At 66.4% G+C, this 17,296-nt stretch carries 14 protein-coding genes and 1 pseudogene; 12 read left to right on the forward strand and 3 right to left on the reverse strand.

All coding sequences use genetic code 11. The features are described 5' to 3' along the window. Nucleotides 1-413 (reverse strand): annotated as a pseudogene (locus CHB84_RS21000) (IS21 family transposase); the annotation flags it as partial. A 115-nt stretch (nt 414-528) separates the two neighbouring features. Next, nucleotides 529-903, reverse strand: coding sequence for a TetR/AcrR family transcriptional regulator (locus CHB84_RS24125; RefSeq protein WP_089303387.1), 375 nt, complete (start codon nt 901-903; stop codon nt 529-531). 148 nt (nt 904-1,051) lie between these two features. Between CHB84_RS24125 and CHB84_RS21010 the strand changes: the two genes are divergently transcribed. From CHB84_RS21010 to CHB84_RS21055, 10 genes are read left to right on the forward strand one after another with little or no spacing between them, the layout of a single operon-like run. Then, complete coding sequence (locus CHB84_RS21010) at nt 1,052-1,867, forward strand: enoyl-CoA hydratase/isomerase family protein (RefSeq protein ID WP_089303388.1); 816 nt, start codon at nt 1,052-1,054, stop codon at nt 1,865-1,867. Nucleotides 1,868-1,872: 5 nt separating this feature from the next. Further along, nucleotides 1,873-3,447: a class I adenylate-forming enzyme family protein gene (locus CHB84_RS21015; RefSeq protein WP_089303389.1), complete on the forward strand. Its 1,575-nt coding sequence runs from the start codon at nt 1,873-1,875 to the stop codon at nt 3,445-3,447. 10 nt (nt 3,448-3,457) lie between these two features. Then, entirely contained in the window at nt 3,458-4,681 is a 1,224-nt protein-coding gene (locus tag CHB84_RS21020; RefSeq protein ID WP_176440075.1) for a cytochrome P450, read from the forward strand. Further along, complete coding sequence (locus tag CHB84_RS21025; RefSeq protein ID WP_176440076.1) at nt 4,678-5,466, forward strand: enoyl-CoA hydratase/isomerase family protein; 789 nt, start codon at nt 4,678-4,680, stop codon at nt 5,464-5,466. Before CHB84_RS21020 ends, CHB84_RS21025 begins: the two co-directional genes overlap by 4 nt. Beyond that, nucleotides 5,463-6,425 (forward strand): beta/alpha barrel domain-containing protein, encoded by a 963-nt coding sequence (locus CHB84_RS21030; RefSeq protein WP_089303392.1) that lies wholly within the window; start codon nt 5,463-5,465, stop codon nt 6,423-6,425. Before CHB84_RS21025 ends, CHB84_RS21030 begins: the two co-directional genes overlap by 4 nt. Then, nucleotides 6,422-7,615 carry an acyl-CoA dehydrogenase family protein gene (locus CHB84_RS21035; protein ID WP_245818878.1) on the forward strand — a complete coding sequence of 398 codons (1,194 nt, stop codon included), beginning with the start codon at nt 6,422-6,424 and terminating at the stop codon, nt 7,613-7,615. Before CHB84_RS21030 ends, CHB84_RS21035 begins: the two co-directional genes overlap by 4 nt. A gap of 16 nt (nt 7,616-7,631) precedes the next feature. Continuing rightward, nucleotides 7,632-8,792 carry an acyl-CoA dehydrogenase family protein gene (locus CHB84_RS21040; RefSeq protein WP_089303393.1) on the forward strand — a complete coding sequence of 387 codons (1,161 nt, stop codon included), beginning with the start codon at nt 7,632-7,634 and terminating at the stop codon, nt 8,790-8,792. Between the two features lie 13 nt (nt 8,793-8,805). Then, entirely contained in the window at nt 8,806-9,921 is a 1,116-nt protein-coding gene (locus CHB84_RS21045) for an NDMA-dependent alcohol dehydrogenase (protein WP_089303394.1), read from the forward strand. Nucleotides 9,922-9,964: 43 nt separating this feature from the next. Then, on the forward strand, nt 9,965-11,506 hold the full coding sequence (locus CHB84_RS21050; protein WP_089303395.1) for a phytoene desaturase family protein: 1,542 nt from the start codon (nt 9,965-9,967) through the stop codon (nt 11,504-11,506). 1 nt (nt 11,507) lies between these two features. Next, nucleotides 11,508-12,509, forward strand: a complete 1,002-nt coding sequence (locus CHB84_RS21055; RefSeq protein ID WP_089303396.1) for a zinc-binding dehydrogenase — start codon at nt 11,508-11,510, stop codon at nt 12,507-12,509. A 20-nt stretch (nt 12,510-12,529) separates the two neighbouring features. On the opposite strand, the gene CHB84_RS21060 is transcribed toward CHB84_RS21055, so the two are convergent. Beyond that, on the reverse strand, nt 12,530-13,684 hold the full coding sequence (locus CHB84_RS21060) for a CaiB/BaiF CoA transferase family protein (RefSeq protein ID WP_217898676.1): 1,155 nt from the start codon (nt 13,682-13,684) through the stop codon (nt 12,530-12,532). A gap of 259 nt (nt 13,685-13,943) precedes the next feature. Here CHB84_RS21060 and CHB84_RS21065 point away from each other — a divergent pair, with 259 nt between their 5' ends. Both CHB84_RS21065 and CHB84_RS21070 read left to right on the forward strand, forming a co-directional pair. Then, complete coding sequence (locus CHB84_RS21065; RefSeq protein ID WP_176440077.1) at nt 13,944-15,143, forward strand: TetR/AcrR family transcriptional regulator; 1,200 nt, start codon at nt 13,944-13,946, stop codon at nt 15,141-15,143. 275 nt (nt 15,144-15,418) lie between these two features. Continuing rightward, a complete protein-coding gene (locus CHB84_RS21070) occupies nt 15,419-16,639 on the forward strand; it encodes an IS110 family RNA-guided transposase (protein WP_089303398.1) in 1,221 nt (406 codons plus the stop codon). Nucleotides 16,640-17,296: the final 657 nt, after the last annotated feature.

A 17,296-nucleotide genomic window follows, 5' to 3' on the forward strand; every position in this document is an offset into this window, starting at 1 on the left:
CGCCCGCCGATGCGCGGACCCTGGCCCCAGTCGAACTGCAGCCACAGTCCCGGCTCGGGGATCCACGGGCGATACACCCGCCGATGCCCCGCCCGCCAGGCGCGCTTGGCCACCGCCACCGCCCGCCGCGTCGTTCGCGGCGACCCTGCATAGCCCATCGCGGCCAGCTTCTCGTGGGCCACATCGGCGCGGATCTTGCCCTGCGAACGCTCCACCAGCTCCTCGAGCTTGGGCAGAAACTCGTCAATCAGCCCCGCCGGCCGGGCCCGCTGCCCGGGCTGGCCCTTCCCCCGCAGCGCGACATAGCGCCGCACCGTGTGGTGATCACACCCGGCCAGCTCGGCCGCCGCCCGGTAGCTACCGGTGGCATCGAAAGCTTCCAGAATCTCCATAATCTCCTCCGGACTCTTCAACTCCACTCCTGTCGCGAAGCCAGCACTCACACCGGCTCCACGGCAACGCCCAACCCGCCACTACCGCGGGTCGGCACGCCACAAGTGGGGAAAAACGTGGCCACAAGTGGGGAGATCACTTGGCCATCAGTGGGGAACGATCCGGCCACCACCGGGGAGAATTCCATGGCCGCTGACACTGCGCCACCTTCGCGGCTGACTCGGAGTCGAGAAACCGCGAATCGCTTTGCAACAGGGTCCATAGGTCGGGGCGCTCCAACCCAGCCTCGGCGACGGCCGAAACAAGGCCCTCGAGCGAGTCGTCGGTAGTGCGGGTCACCGCGTACTCGACCAGGTCCAGACCGCTGGAGATCGCCGCCGCCAGCAATGCCTGTTTGCTCCGGAAATGACGATAAACGGCCGGGCCGGTAATCCCGACATCCGCAGCGACCTCTGCCAGCGAAACGCGGTGGTAACTGAAGCGATGGAATCGAGCCGCGGCCGCGAGCAGTCAAGCGCGCTGTTCGGTGGGGCCATCGTGTCGACTCCTGGTTCTCGGCCGGGCATCTCGCTACTCGAAGCATAGCTGGTAGCCTAGTTAATAATCACTAGGTATCCTGTGTGTTGTACATCGACCGGAAGGACGTTGGACCCCGCTGATGACGCAGCTCGATGAGTACGCCGATGCGTTCAAGGTCGCCGCCCTGAGCCGTTCCGACGACGGGGTTCTGACCGTTCGTCTGCATTACCGGGACGGGCCGATGACCTGGACGGCCCTGGCACACCGGGAGTTTCCCCGCCTGCTAGCGGCAATCGCATCGGACGATGCCAACCGCGTGGTTGTCCTCACCGGCACCGGCGGCGAGTTCATCCGGACCCCGGAAGGCTACGGTGATGTGTACCGCAGCGGTCGGGTGACACCTGCCGACTGGGAACGGGGTCTGGGCGAGGCCACGGACATGCTCTACAAGATGGTTGATCTGAACATTCCGGTCATCGCCGCGGTTAATGGGCCGGTGACCGGTCATACGGAGCTCGTCCTGCTCTGCGACGTCGTGCTGTGTACCGAGGACACCTACTTCCAGGACTTGGCCCATCTGCCCGGAGGTCTGGTGCCCGGCGACGGTGTGCAAGTTCTCTGGCCGATGGTTCTCGGACCCGTCCGGGGTAGGCACTTCCTGCTCACCGGAGAAAAGATCGAGGCCACCGAGGCGCGCGCGCTGGGTGTGGTCGGCGAGGTCGTCCCGCGTGCCGAGCTCGCCACCCGCGCGGCCGAGATCGGCTCCCAGCTCGCCCGAACCGACCCGCTGGTTCTGCGCCACACCCGTCGGCTGCTGCAGCGGCCGATTCGCCGGGCTCTCGACCAGGACTTGACGTGCGGCCTGAACACCGAAGCTTACGTGTCCATCTCTCGGTTCCCGCAGTTCACCGACAGCGAGCCGGGTGTTGATCAGAGACAACGACACACGAGGTGACAGAGATGAGCGTTGAGCGAGCCGGTGATCTGACCGCGGCCGCCGCACAACGGTGGGGGCAGCGCGAGTTCGCGCGCATCGGTGACGAGTCGTTGAGTTTCTCCGACCTGCGGCAATGGTCGGACGCGATCGCGGCCGACCTCGTCGCGCGCGGTGTCGGTCCGGGCGAGCGCGTCATGATGCTGCTGGTGAACCGCTTGGAGGTGCTGGCGGTCTCCGCCGCCGCCTGGCGGATCGGGGCGATCGCCGTCCCGGTGGTCGCGATTTACCGTGCGCACGAGATCGGCCAGATCGTTGCCGATGCGCGACCCGCCGCGATCGTGACCTCGGCCAGTTTGGGTAGCCGGCGGCTCGCTGGCGAGCTCGATTCCTGCCTTGCCGATGCGGGTGTCGTGCCGGACGCGCGGTACCTCGTGGACAAGGACGAGGCGATTGCTGGGTGGACGCTTCTGCCGGCGCCGACGGCCGAGCCGGACCGTGCGGTGACGTTGTCCGAGCCGTCAGCACCGGGGGAGGAATGTCTGCGCCTCTACACGTCGGGCTCGACATCCGCTCCCAAGGGGGTGCGGCTCGACTCGAATGCGGTGATCTTTGGCGGACGCCAGTTCCACGACCGCCTGAGCATTGACGACTCCGACGTTGGGCTGGCCCTCGCGCCGGTCGCCCATATCGCTGGCTTGCTCGCCTCCCTACTTGTGCCCCTGACCTGCGGCGCCTCGGTAGTTGTCCTACCGAAGTGGGACGTGCAGAAGGCCGTTGCGCTGATTCATGAGCACCGGATCACGTGGTCGCTCGGTGCAGCGGTCTTCCTCAAGGACATGGTCGAGGAGTATGAGCGCCGCCGGTCCGAGGGCCTGCACGTGCTCACACATTTCATCAGTGGCGGAGCGAACACATCACCGGATCTCATCGAGCGGGCCGACGCGCTCGGGATGTGGGCTGCGCGCGCCTACGGCATGACCGAGGCGGCGGGTGTCATTGCCATCGCTCCACGCGGCTCATCGCTCGAGCGGCGGGCGTCCTGGGACGGCAAGCTCGCCGACAACACCGAAGCCCGGATCATCGACGCGACCGGGGACGCGCTGCCGTTCGAGACGGAGGGGACGATCACGGTTCGTGGCACACAGCTACTCATCGGGTATACGGACCCGGACATCAACACGGCGTCGTTTGAGGCCGATGGGTGGTTCGACACCGGCGATCTCGGCATGGTGAGTGCCGACGGTTGGGTGCGCATCACCGGGCGAACGAAGGACATCATCAACCGGGGCGGCGAGAAGTTCTCCAGCGTCGACATCGAACACGTCCTGCACCGCCATCCGGACATCGCTACCGCAGCCGTGCTCGCCGTGCCGAACGAGCGGCTGGGTGAGTCGGTCTGCGCATTCATTGTCCCGCGCACGGAGGCCGAGTCTCCCACGTCGGAGAAGCTGACGGAATTCCTGCTCGATGAGCAGCTGGCCAAGGCCAAGGTCCCGACCGAGTGGCACATCGTAGAGGAGATCCCTACCACCGCCAGTGGCAAGGTCCAGAAGCATTTGCTGCGCGCGCACCGCGATGACCTTGACCCGAACGCGTGAGAGGAGCGCTATGACCGACCCCTTCTATAAATCGGAAACGGTGCACTGCCCGTATCCCTACTACGCGGAACTGCGGCAGCAGGATCCGGTGCACCGGCTCGAAGGCGAGGACGTCTTCCTCGTCACCCAGCACGCTGACTGTGAACGGGTGCTCGCCGAACCGGAAGTGTACTCGAACAAAGCTGGGCCGGGACTTCGCCAAAGCGAGCTGATGGGTACGGCCAAGGCGCCGGAGGACTCCCCGTACCGGGTGGTCCGCACGTTGCTGACCAACGACCCTCCATCGCACACCCGCTACCGCAAGCTCGTGGCTAAGGCCTTCAGCGCCCGCCGGGTCGCCGCCATGGAGCCGAAGATCCGGGCGCTGGCTGACGAGCTGATCGACACCTTCCCGGCTGACGGCAAGCTCGACTTCGTCCGCGATTTCGCTCGGCCGCTGCCGCTGACCGTGATCGCGGACTTCCTCGGCGTACCGCGAAGCGATCTCGGCATCTTCAGGAAGTGGTCCGACGATGCCGCCGAGGTTCTCGGGGGAACGCTGACGCCCGAGCGGTCGAAAGAGTGCCACGACTCGCTGCAGGAACTGCTGGGTTACTTCGACCAGCGCCTCGCCGAGCGGCGGCTGCAACCCTCAGAGGATTTCCTCGGACTCCTGCTCGACGCGAGGGTTGGCGGGGAGCGCCCGTTGACGACCGAGGAGATGCTGTCCATCTCCTACGTCACGCTCGTCGCCGGGAACGAGACGACGGTCAACTTGCTGTCGAGCATGATGCTCCTGCTGCTGCGCAACCCCGACCAGTTGGCCCGGGTGCGCGCAGACCACTCAAAGATCCCGGTGGCGGTGGAGGAGGCGTTGCGTATGGAGGCGCCGGTGCAGGGCAGCATGCGGCGGGCGAAGCAGGATACCGAGCTGGCCGGGAGGCACATCCCGGAGGGCTCGCGCGTGCTCATCGTGTCCGGATCAGCAAACCGTGACCCGGAGGTGTTCGCCGATGCGGATCGGTTCGACGTGGATCGGACGAACCCCCGGTCGCATCTGTCGTTCGGCAAGGGAATCCACTTCTGTCTCGGCGCCGCACTATCCCGGCTGGAGGGCACCGTTGCCCTGGAACACCTGCTGGCCCGACTGGACAGCATCGAGGTGGACCCCGACTTTGTACCGAGCTATCAGGACAACGCGGTGTTGCGCTCGTTGCGTTCGTTGCCGGTGCACGTGCGGAAGGAGTCGGCGTGACGAGTTCGGTTCGCTGGGAACGACACGGCCACGTGGTGACGGTGACGATCGACCGCCCGCAGCGGCGCAACGCGATGAGCTTTGAGACACTGCAGAGCTTGCGCGACGGTGTCGCGCGGGCTCGCGCCGAGTCCGACGTGCGGTTGCTGGTCATCACCGGGGCCGGGGACAAGGCATTCTGCGCCGGTGCCGACTTGGGTGGTGTGCGCGGCGAGGAACTCGACGCCGAGGCCGCCCACGAGGATCGCGGCAGGCTCGCCGAGCTGTTCCGGACGATGTGGTCTTCCGGTATCCCCACGGTCGCGAAGGTGCACGGGTATGCCCTCGCGGGCGGCTTCGGCCTGGCGATGGCCTGCGACATCGTGATCGCGTCCGACGACGCGGTCTTCGGGACACCCGAGGTCGGAGTCGGCCTGTGGCCCTACATGATCACGGTGCCGCTGTTGCGGTCGATGCCACCGAAGGTCGCCCTGGAGCTGATGATGACCGGGCGGCGGGTCGGCGCGGTCGAGGCGCAGCGTCTCGGGTTCGTCAACGAGGTCGTCGCCCCGGGAGAGCTCGACGCCGCGGTCGACCGCGTCGGCGAACAGATCGTCGCGCAGTCGCCTACGGCAATCCGGCTTGGCCGCACCAGCTTCTACCGGGCACTCGATTCCAGCACAGAGCAGGCGTTGGCACTGCTGCAGTCGATGCTCAGCGTCGCCACCACCACCGCGGACGCCAGCGAGGGTGTCGCCGCATTCGCGGAGAAGCGCACACCCGTCTGGAAAGTGAGCCGCTCATGATGGCCAGCTCCCTCCCCTCATCGGTGCGCGTGTGCGAGTGCTGGGCACGGGACGGGCTGCAATCCTGGCCCGCGGTCGTGCCGGTCGAGGACAAGCTTGCCGTGCTGCGCAAGCTCATCGAGGCCGGGGTTCGGGAAGTCGACGCGACGTCGATGGTGCCTGCCAAACTTCTCCCCCAGTTCGCCGACGCCGACGATCTGCTCGCCGCGCTCGCGGACGCGGGAGTCCGGACCCGGGTGCTGACACCGAGCCTGCACGGCGTCGAGCGCGCCGTGCAGATCCACGAACGACTCGGGGGCATCACCGACATCGGCTTCCCGATCTCGGCGTCGGAATCGCACAACGTAGCCAATCTCAAACGCACACACGCCGAACACCTCCCTCAGGTTGAGCGCATGATCGGGTGTGCGCACGATGCCGGGCTGACGGTCGTCGCGGCCGTCGCGACCGCGTTCGGGTGCCCCATCGAGGGAGAGGTGCCGCAGGAGGCGGTCTTTGCCATCGCCGACCGGCTCGTTGAGCTCGGCGTCGACCGGTTGATGCTCAGCGATACCACCGGGCTCGCCGACCCCGAGCGCGTCACCGCCTACACCACCCGTGCCATCAGGGACTATCCGGGGGTCGACCTGATCGCGCACTTTCACGACACCAGAGGAACCGGCATCGTCAACACCTGGGCGGCGATACAGGCAGGCGCAGGCTGCGTCGACGGCTGCCTGGGCGGCATCGGCGGGGAGCCGGCAGTAGTGGAGCAGAACCACTCCGGTGAAACCGGCAACATCTCCTCCGAGGACCTTGTGGTGCTGCTGGAACGGGCCGGCGTCCATACCGGTATCGACCCGGAGGAGTTCCTGGCGGCCGGCCGACTGGCCGAAGAGGTCCTCGGTGCGCAGGGACGAAGCCAGGCGCTGCGCACCGGGCCAGCGCTGGTCACGACCGGGAAGGGAGTACAGCAGTGACCGAATCCGCGACTGCCCAAGTGCACGGCGCCTGGGACCTGTCCGAGGACCAGCTCGCCATCCGCCAGGCCGTCGAGGAGGGGATGCGCAAGTTCGGTCTGGACTACTGGCGCGAGGTCGACAAGGCCGGGGAGTTCCCCGCGGAGTTCTTCTCCTTCGCCGCCGCGCAGGGCTGGCTGGGCATCGCGATGCCGCCCGAGCACGGCGGGGCGGGGTTGGGCATCTCCGAGGCCGTCATGATGATGGAAGCCATCGCGCGCGGCGGCGGGCTCAGCGCGGCCAGTGCGGTGCACATGAACGTGTTCAGTACCAACGTCGTGGTCAAGCACGGCTCCGACGAGATGCGGCAAGAGACCTTACCGGGCGTCATCGGCGGGCAGACCCGGGTGGCATTCGGCGTGTCCGAACCCGACTCCGGCCTCGATACCAGCAGCCTACGGACCCGAGCCGTCCGCGAGGGCGACAACTGGCGCATCAACGGTCGCAAGGTTTGGATCAGCACGGCCCAGGTCGCCGAGAAGATCCTGCTGCTGACCCGCAGCAGGGAGGCCGAGCCCGGCCGGTCGAAGGCCGACGGCCTCACGCTGTTCTTCACCGACCTCGACCGGGATCGCATCACGGTCAATGAGATCGACAAGACCGGCCGCGCAGCGGTCGATTCCAACGAGTTGTTCATCGACGACCTGGTGGTTCCCGACCGGCACCGGGTGGGGGAGGAAGGCCGGGGGTTCAAGCTGCTGCTCGACGGGCTCAACCCCGAGCGGCTGCTCGTCGCCTCGGAGGCGATCGGGATCGGCCGGGCGGCGTTGCAGCAGGCGGTCGACTACGCCAAGCAGCGCACGGTCTTCGACCGGGTCATCGGCCAGAACCAGGGCGTGCAGTTCCCGCTGGCCGATTCCTATGCCCGGCTCGAATCGACTTGGCTGACGGTGCTGCGCGGCGCCTCGCTCTACGACCGCGGAATCGACTGCGGGGCTGAGGCCAACATCGCGAAACTCCTCGGTGGTGAGTACGGGTTCGAGGCGGCCGACCGCGCGATGCAGACCCTGGGTGGCTACGGCTATGCCAAGGATTACCACGTCGAGCGGATGTGGCGCGAGGTCAAGCTCTGCCGCATCGCCCCCGTCAGTCCCGAACTTATTCTATCCTACCTGGCCGAGCACAAACTCGGCCTGCCGAAGTCCTACTAGACGGAAGGACCCGACCTTGGATTTCGACCTGAGCGAGACCGACCTCGCCTGGCGGGAGACCGCGCGCGAGTGGGTCGACAAGAATTACCCCAAGAGCAAGGCCCGCGAACTCGAAGCCAGCGGCACGACGTTCCCGCAGGAACTCTGGAATGACCTGTCCGAAGCCGGTTTCCACGGAGTCGGGATCCCCGAGGAGTACGGCGGGCAGGGCGGTGACATCTTCGCGCAGGCGATCGCCGCCCGCGAGCTCTCACGCAACCTCGCGGGCCTGGTCGCCACCTGGCTCGCGCCCGCGGTCGGCGGCACGTTGACACTGCTGGCGGCCGCGACCGAGGAACAGAAGCACGAGCTGCTCCCCCGCATGGCACGCGGCGAGCTCGTCTTTGCCATCGCCATCACCGAGCCCGGCGGAGGCACCGACCTGCTGGGAGCTCTGCGCACCAGCTCGCGCCTCGACGGCGATGAGTGGGTGCTCAACGGCCAGAAGATGTGGTCGACCGGGGCAGGCAACGCCGACTACCTCGTCGTGCTGGCCGCCAACGTCGCGGACGACGGTTCCATAGCAGGCAACAACCTCATCCTGGTGCCCAGCTCGAGCCCAGGCCTGGACATGCGCCACATCCCCAAACTCGGAGTCCGCGCACTGGCGTCCTACGAGGTTTTCCTCGACGAAGTGCGAGTTCCCGCAGGGAACATCGTCGGGCCCCGGGGCCAAGGTTGGAAGGGAATCGTCCAGGGACTCAACGTCGATAAGGTGCTGCTGTCGGCCTGCTCCACGGGCGTCCTCGACGGTGTCCTCGAAGATAGCCAGCGCTACCTGCACGAACGCGAGGCGTTCGGCCGGACGATCGAGCACTTCCAGGCCCTGCAGCACAAGGTGGTCGAGATCGCGGCCTGGCGCCACACCTCCGAACTCGTGTCCCAGCACGCCGCCTGGATGCTGGCGCGGGGGCGTCCGGTGGCGGCAGAAGCGACGATGGCCAAGATGATCGCCTCCGAGTACGCGGTGCAGGCGGCGGACGTCGGGCTGCAGCTGCTCGGTGGCATGGGCTACTCCACCGAGACCGACATGCAGCGTTACTGGCGCGACGCACGGCTGTGGCGGATCGCGCCCATCACCGGTGAGATGTCGCGCAACTTCATCGCCGAACAGCTTGGGATGCCGAGGTCGTACTGATGGGAGCTGCCTAATGCGCACCGATGCCGCGATCGTGTGGGAGCGGGGACAGGACTGGAGCGTGGAGCCGATCGAGCTCGACTCGCCGCGGCGCGGCGAGGTGCGGGTCCGCATGGAGGCGACCGGGTTGTGCCAGTCCGACGACCACCTCACCACCGGCTCCCTGCCGTCCGCGTTGCCGATCATCGGCGGCCACGAGGGCGCAGGAGTAGTCGAGGACGTCGGTGAGGGCGTGACGCGTGTCGCGCCTGGTGATCACGTTGTGTTCTCCTCCGTGCCGTCCTGCGGGCTCTGCTCGTCCTGCGCCTCCGGGCACCAGAACCAGTGCGACCGGCTCGGGGTCATGGGGTCGGGTCGGCAGTTGGCCGACCAGACGTCCCGCCATCATGCGCGTGAGCAGGACCTCGCGTTGATGTGTCTGCTCGGCACGTTCGCGCGGCACTCGGTCCTGAGTGAAGCGCAGTGCATTCCCGTCGACAAGGATATCCCGCTCGACCGGGCCTGTCTGGTGAGCTGCGCCGTGATCACGGGCTGGGGCTCGGTGGTGCATGCCTCGGGGATTCGTCCCGGGGACGACGTCGTTGTCGTCGGGGCGGGCGGCGTGGGTGTCAATGCCATCCAGGCCGCTCGGTTCGCGGGCGGTCGCCGGATCATCGCAATGGATCCGCTGCCCGCAAAACAAGAGCTCGCCCTGCACTTCGGGGCGACGCATGTGGCAGACGGCGTGGACAACGCTTACGAGCTAGTCAAGACCGAGACCCGGGGCGGCCTGGCACAGCGGGTGATCGTGACCATGGACGTCGCGCGTGGGGACGTGCTGCAACCCATCCTGCGGATGACGAGCAAGCGCGGACGGATCGTCCTGTGCAGTCTCGCTGCTGCCGGCCCGCAGCCGCTGACGCTGAACCTGTTCGATCTCACCATGCGCGAAAAACAATTCGTGGGATCACTGGCGGGATCAGCCAACCCGAACGACGAGATACCCCGCCTGCTAGACCTGTACCGCGACGGGCTGCTGGATCTGGACAGCCAGATCAGCCGGACCTACACGCTCGACGACATCAATCAGGGCTGCATAGACTTGAGAGAAGGCAACAACCTCCGTGGTGTCGTACTGTGCCAACGATAAGCCAGCAGTGACCCGATAACCATCGAGCAGAAAGAGATTACCTATGCCAGATCATGACGTGGTCATCATCGGATCGGGCCTCGGCGGCCTGATCTCCGGCGCGCTATTGGCTAAAATGGAAGGAAAGCGCGTCCTCGTACTCGAGCGCAACGCCGACATCGGCGGCAAGATCATGTCCTATGGCTACTTGCACAACCCCGACATCACGGAGGAGGAGTACAAGACCAGCCTTGCCGCATGCGGGCATTCCAAGATCGTGTACTCCAACCCGGACTTCTCCACGATCATGGAGAAGCACGGGTTGTTCAAGAACTACATCCTCGACACCGGTTGGCACCAGATGTCGGCCGGTCCACGCAACCGTTTCGCCCAGATCGCCACCGCGCTCGGCAAGAAGATCGACGTCTCGCCCACCGTGGGATTCCTCTACTACGAGGATGGCGAGTTCCGACAGCTCAGCGACGTCGTCGCGTCCTGGCCCCGTGAATCCCAAGACGAACGGCGACGCGTCGCCTGGATCACCTCACGGATCTCCAAGGCGGACTCTCACCAGTACGATCACGTCGACTATCAGTCGTTCCTCGAGTCCCTTACCGACGACCGCCGCGTCATCGACTACTATGGGCTCATGGGCTGCTATTCGGCCGGACTCAACTGCCCGACCACGGTGTCCGCCGGTGAGATCATCCGGGTCAACAACATGAACAACATGGCTGGCACCCACTTCCAGCGGGGCGGTGGCGGTGGCGTTGTTACCGGGGGCTTCAAGAACGTCGCCAACGTCTTCGCCGACGTCATCACCGAGAACGGCGGCGAGATCCGCACCAACCATCCCGTACGCGAGATCCTCGTCGAAAGCGGCAGCGCCGTGGGGGTGAAGGTCAAACCCTACGGCGGATCCGAGCAGGAGCTATACGCACCCGTAATCATCAACAACGTCCCACCTCGACACCTGGGTCGCGTGTTACCGGAGCGGTACTGGCCGCTGGATCACCGCCAACGAATCAAGACCCAGTTCCCGTTATCCGGCCTGCTCGGTTTCATCGGCCTTCGCGAGCCGGTGGAGACCGGCTCCGGCCGGGCCGGAGACTTCAGCATTCGCACCCTCCCCGGGACCGAAGACCTCGGCGTCATCGGAGGCGGCTCGATCTTCTCCTTCGAGCAGACCAGCGAAGCCGACCCCAGCCGAGCCCCCGAAGGCAAGTGCCTGATGAACACGTGGATCTCCCTGTACCCGGAGAACCCGTTCGGCCCGTCCGAGATCGACAACGATGAGCTGATCAACACCCTGATCGATCGCATCTACAGCTTCTTGCGCCATCAGTACCCGCAGTGGGACGACGTCTACGAGTGGGGCTACTTTACCCGGGCCAAGGACATGTACGGCATGTCGATCTCACCGGGCCAGCTCGGTGACCGGCGCCTGCCGATCACCCATCCGACGCTGGCAGGCCTGTTCCACACCGGCGACACCGTCGCGCAGTGGGGCATCGCTACAGACGGCGTCGGACACGGCGCCACGCTCACGGTCAGCGCAGTCACCGGCAAGGACTACACGCAGCTCCTGGCACCCTGGGGACGCTAACATGCGCGCCTTCCTCGTCCAGGCAGAAGGCGGGCGACGGACGCGAGGGTGGTCGGACATTGCCGACCCGGTACCCGGCCCGACCGAGGTCGTAGTCCAGGTTGGTGCTGCCGCTCTGGCTTGGAGCGACATCCTGCAGATGGAAGGCACCTATGCCGGGCCGGGCCCCGAACCGCCATTCGTATCCGGTCACGAGTTCGCAGGTGTCGTTGTGGGCGCAGGCCCAGAAGTCGCGTTCCTGCCGGGAGAACGGGTGTTCGGGTTCCTGCCCAGTCCGGCGGCGTTTGCCGAGTATGTCGCCGCGCCTGCGCGCTGCCTCCTCAGGACGCCGGACGAACTTGACGACCGTGCCGCGGCAGCGATCACGACGTCGTACCTCACCGCAGACCTGGCATTGCTCACAATCGGCGGGCTCACACCCGGCTGCTCCGTTCTCGTGCACGCCGGGGCGGGCGGGGTCGGCCGGGCAGCCCTGCTACTCGCCCAGGCATACGGAGCGGGCACTGTGATCGCCACCGCCGGCAGTCTCGCCCGTCGAGCCGCCGCACGAGAGCGTGGGGCATCCGTAGCCGCAGGCTACGACGATTTCGCAGACGTCGTGCTCGAACACACTGACAAACGGGGAGTCGACCTGGTGCTGGAATCCGTCGGCGGCGAGGTTTTCGACCGAAGTGCCGAGGTGACCGCCGCCCTCGGCCGCCTGGTCACGATCGGCGCCTCGTCCGGCACACGACCAAAGCGACTGAAGTTACCCTTCCTGTGGCAACGCTCGCTCAGTGTCTGCGGCTTGCACATCATAAGCCTGCGCGATCAGTATCCGGACGCCGTGGAAGCGGCCTGGGGTCGAGTCCTTGGGCTCCTCCAGGAAGGGCGTCTCGACGCAGGAGTCGGACTAGCTGTCGCACCTGCTGACCTCGAGCACGGCATGAACGAGCTGCGCAACCGAACCGTACACGGTCGCGTCGTCATCGACTTCAACGACGTGGAGCGAGCGACTCGCTGACGGCGCACGGCAGGTTCCGTTCATTCCCGCCGCTCCGAGGCGACGCCATCGGCGAGCAGGCGCTCGACGTCCAAGCCGGCCTCGGCTAGGACCGCGCGGGTGCTCGATCCGGGCACGGCTGTCGATCCCGGCCGCAGGCCCGGATGCTCCGAGAATCGCGGCGCTACCCCCGGCTGGCCGACGCCATCGACGTCGGCCATCGCCGTGCGCGCCGCGACCTGCGGATGCCCCGCCGCTTCCTGCATGCTCAGCACGGGAGACACACAGGCGTCGGTGCCTGCGAAACGCTCGATCCACGCGGCCTGGGTGCGGCTCGCGAACGCCGCGGCAATTCGCCTGCGCAGCTCCGGCCAGTGCTCCCGCTCGTACTGATCCCCCGAATCCACGTCGAGGTCCAGCACACGCAGCAACTCCTGGTAGAACTTCGATTCGAGGGCGCCCACAGCCATGAACCGCCCATCCGAGGTCTCGTAAACCGAGTAGAAGGGAGCACCGCCGTCGAGGGTGTTACCTCCCCGGACATCGGTCCACTGCTTCGCGGCAAGCATGCCGTGGAACATCGTCAGCAAGTGCAGTGTCCCGTCCAGGATCGCGGCATCCACTACCTGTCCCCACCCGGATCGCCGCGCCTCATGAAGCGCGGCGAGCAGTCCGACAACCAGGTATAGGGACCCGCCACCGAAATCGCCCACGAGGTTCAGTGGAATCTGCGGCGGACCGTCCGGCTCGCCCATCGCGTGCAACGCACCCGTTACCGCGATATACGAGATGTCGTGGCCGGCGGTAAGCGCAGCGGGCCCGTCTTGACCCCATCCAGTCATCCTGCCGTAGACGAGCGCGGAGTTGCGCGCCAAGGCCCGGTCTGGACCGAGCCCCAGCCGCTCCGCGACTCCTGGCCGGAACCCCTCCACCAGGATGTCGGCCCGGCCGATCAGCGCGAGCGCCGCTTCGACGCCGTCGGACCCCTTGAGATCCAGAGTCACCGAGCGCTTACCCCGGTTGAGGAGCTCCAGTTCGGGTGCCACATCGAGCTCACCGGCAACCGGACGGTCGATCCGGATGACTTCCGCGCCGAGATCGGCGAGCAGCATGCACGCGAACGGCGCGGGTCCCAATCCCGCTAGTTCGACGACCCTGATCCCATCGAGCGGGCCCGCACCTCGAGCAGGTTCCACATCTCCTCCTGTCTCATCCACAGCGGGCACTTGCAACCAGCAGTACGGCAGATCTCCGACCCGCCGATGCACGGCCTTCGAGCCTCGCACCGCGCGAGCCTCCGCCGGCTACGTCCGGCTAGTGACTATTCACTAGCGCATTCTACGGAAGAATCCATGCCATGCCAATGCGCCCTGGTGCCGCCCGCATGGAGCGAGGACGATGCGGGATAATTGAGTCGTGCATTTGCTCGCTAGCGCCGATGCGAGAGGGAGAGCAGTGGCTATATCGGACAAGCTGCCGGTGGCGACGACGCGACTAACCGCTGCGCAACGCCGCGCACAACTGGCAGAAGCGGCGGCGCGTCGCTTCGAGGAGGTCGGTTACCACCGGGTCTCGATGGCAGATGTCGCGGCCGACACGGGCGTGACGGCTCCGGCGGTGTACCGCCATTTCCGCAGCAAGCAGGACCTGCTGGCCGGCGCGATCTCCAGCGGACTCGACCTCGTCGAGCAGACCTTGGCGCAAAAGGCCGACAACCCGCTCGAAGAGGTGGTCGCGGCCGTGGCCGAACTCGTGCTGGACCGACGGTATCTCTGGACCCTGCTGCAGCGCGAGGCCCGCTTTCTCAATGCTGAGCTCTACGCCGACGTCCAGGCCCATTTCGACCGCGCGATCAACGAGTTTATTCGCCGCGTACGAATGCACCGTCCTGGACTGAAGTCCCGAGATGCGCGCTTGCTCGTCACCGCCGCCACCTCCGCGCTGGCGACACCATCGGTGCCCCGCTCAGCGCCACGTTCCCTGATCGGACGCGAACTGGCCGAAGCCGCTACGAGGGTGCTCCTCGTACCAATGCCCACCGGCAATTCCGCTAACGGCGGGCCCACCCCTAAGCCCGCCGAACCACATGATGGGACGAACACGCGGCGTACCAAGCTACTCGACACGGCGATCGAACTGTTCTTTCACCAGGGTTATGCTGCGGTCAGCCTGGACGACATCGGCGCAGCATACGGGATCGCCGGACCGAGCCTTTACCACCACTTCGCGACCAAGTCCGATATTCTGGTCGCCGCATTCGCCCGGGCCACCGACCGCCTCATTGAGGAACACGCCCAGCCCCGAGCCGGAAAAGCACGCTCGTTGGCTGAGCTGGTCGACCAGTATACTGACTTCTGCTTACGCAACAGGACACTTGTCGGGATCTACGTCTCGGAGGCGATTAACCTGCCCCCGGATTCCCAGCGTCGAATCAAGACCGCACTCCGCAACCGCGTCTCCGATTGGAGCACAGCACTCCAAGCCGAATACGAACACGTGGAGCAGCGCGCGGCCCGGGTTCGTGCCACCACCGCACTGACAGTGATCGACGATCTCGTCCGCCTCGGCCACTTCCACACGCGTCCACACATCGCCGCAGAGATCCGCGCCGTAGCGATGGCTATCCTGACCGGTGAGTCACAGCTCGACACGTGACGATACGACGGGAACGGCCCCGTCCAGCCGTTGACGCACTCCCCCCGTTACCGTCTTCGCGGCTCCTTGATCGAGGGGCTCCTGGTCTCCAGGCCCGGCATGACTGATGCCCCCAGTCGGGCGCATGATCCGGGGGGTGATGTCACCGGGCTTGGTGCATCGCTGGATCGCTGGATAGGGACACGACCGCCTGCGGGGAGGTCTCGTCGTAACGTGGATGCCGACCGTCGATGCTTGACTGGTGACCAGGACCGACGCGGCGAAAGGCCTGGTAAATGGCGAGCAGCCCACAGTATGGCGTGTTCCTCGGTTTCGATGTCGGCAAGGGCGAGCACCACGCCATCGGGTTGACCCCGGAGGGCACACGCCTGCATGATGCGGCGCTGCCCAACAGCGAACCGAAGCTGCGGGAGGTGTTCGACCGCCTCGCCGAGCACGGGCGGATCCTGGTCGTGGTGGACCAGCCGGCCACGATCGGCGCGCTGCCGGTGACCGTGGCCCGGGCCTGCGGGCACGAGGTGGCCTACCTGCCCGGCCTGGCGATGCGGCGCATCGCCGATCTCTATCCCGGCAATGCCAAGACCGACGCCCGCGATGCGCTGGTTATCGCCGATGCCGCCCGCACCCTGCCGCACACACTGCGGGCGGTCGATGTCGGTGATGAGACCCTGGCCGAGTTGGAGGTGCTGGTCGGCTACGACGACGACCTCGTCGGCGAGGCAACCCGGATCAGCAACCGCATCCGCGGGCTGCTCACGGGCATCCACCCGGCCCTGGAGCGCGCCATCGGCGGAAAGATCACCCACCGGGCCGTGCTGGAGATCCTCGCGCAGTGCGGCGGGCCGGCAGGCATCCGCGCCACCGACAACGACACTGTCGCCGCCATTGCTGCCGAGCACGCCCCGCGCATGCACGACCGGCTCATCGAGGCGATCCAGGCTGCATTGGACGAACAGACCGTGAGTGTTCCTGGCAGCGCGGCCGCCGAGACGGTGCTGCCGCAGCTGGCCGAGAGCCTGAAAACCGTACTGTCCCAACGCAAAACCCTGGCGGCACAGGTGGAGGAAATGCTTGATGCGCACCCTCTTGCCGGGGTCCTGACCTCGATGCCCGGCATCGGAGTCAGGACCGCCGCCCGCATCTTGCTCGAGATCGGCGACGCCTCCCAGTTCGCCAGCGCGGCGCACCTGGCAGCCTACGCGGGCATCGCCCCGGTCACCCACAAATCGGGCTCGTCGATCAAGGGCGAACACCCGACACGGGCTGGCAACCGCAAGCTCAAGCGCGCGTTCTTCCTCGCCGCCTTCGCCGCCCTGCCCGACCCGGAAAGCAGAGCCTACTACGACAAGAAACGCGCCGAAGGCAAGAAACACAACGCCGCCCTGATCTGCCTCGCCCGACGCCGCTGCGACGTCCTCTACGCCATGCTGTGCAACCGCACCTACTACCAGCCACCCCAGCCCACACCGAAGGACAAGCTCCCGGCGGCCGCTTGACAGCGACCATAGGGACCCCCCCGGATGCTCGACGAGCTTTCGCTTCTTGTCGCCCGGCCTCCACGGAACGCGGCTCTTCGACGAGCCGATCAACGAGCAACGAGTAGGACCGACCGGACGCCCGGCGACCGGAACCCGCCCGCGAGCTGCACCGAGCCGTCGACCTTCAGCTCAAGCCACCGACCACCCGCACGGCGTACCGGACGTCATCCGGCGCCGGTATGCATCCGGTCATCTCGAACCGCAGCTCCTGACCAGGCCAGGCCAGCGCGGTGAACCGCACGGAGACCCCCGGTGTCGCTGGCCGATCGTTCCGCAGTGCGGCCGATGGTGCGCGAGCTTTCGCACTGGTCGGCTGAGCTTCCGACTTGTATGGGGAATACCGGTTGGACGGGCTGGGTGATCACTGGCCGTAGTCTGCCGGAGGTGCCGGGTCGGGCTCGCTCGTGAGCTTCCTGCCGCCCTGCTTGGGCTGGCTGGGTCTGTCTGATTAACGGTGGATCTGGTCTTGGTTCGACAGGCCGAGCGTTGCTTGGCGGGAAGGATGAATCATGACCGAAACACTGGAGTCTGTGACTGATGAGGTGGATCAGCAGCAGCTGGCGCAGCAGTTGTTGGAGCAGGCCAGAGAGCAGGGTGTGGAGCTGGTGGGCCCGG

Source organism: Haloechinothrix alba (assembly GCF_900188115.1).
In the GTDB taxonomy this organism is placed as follows: Bacteria; Actinomycetota; Actinomycetes; order Mycobacteriales; family Pseudonocardiaceae; genus Haloechinothrix; species Haloechinothrix alba.

What these genes read in the sequence shown, in the direction of transcription:
- CHB84_RS21010 (WP_089303388.1), top strand. Translation starts at nt 1,052, where the DNA reads ATGACGCAGCTCGATGAGTACGCCGATGCGTTCAAGGTCGCCGCCCTG.
- CHB84_RS21020 (WP_176440075.1), top strand. Translation starts at nt 3,458, where the DNA reads ATGACCGACCCCTTCTATAAATCGGAAACGGTGCACTGCCCGTATCCC.
- CHB84_RS21070 (WP_089303398.1), top strand. Translation starts at nt 15,419, where the DNA reads ATGGCGAGCAGCCCACAGTATGGCGTGTTCCTCGGTTTCGATGTCGGC.
- CHB84_RS21050 (WP_089303395.1), top strand. Translation starts at nt 9,965, where the DNA reads ATGCCAGATCATGACGTGGTCATCATCGGATCGGGCCTCGGCGGCCTG.
- CHB84_RS21030 (WP_089303392.1), top strand. Translation starts at nt 5,463, where the DNA reads ATGATGGCCAGCTCCCTCCCCTCATCGGTGCGCGTGTGCGAGTGCTGG.
- CHB84_RS21045 (WP_089303394.1), top strand. Translation starts at nt 8,806, where the DNA reads ATGCGCACCGATGCCGCGATCGTGTGGGAGCGGGGACAGGACTGGAGC.
- CHB84_RS21015 (WP_089303389.1), top strand. Translation starts at nt 1,873, where the DNA reads ATGAGCGTTGAGCGAGCCGGTGATCTGACCGCGGCCGCCGCACAACGG.
- CHB84_RS21055 (WP_089303396.1), top strand. Translation starts at nt 11,508, where the DNA reads ATGCGCGCCTTCCTCGTCCAGGCAGAAGGCGGGCGACGGACGCGAGGG.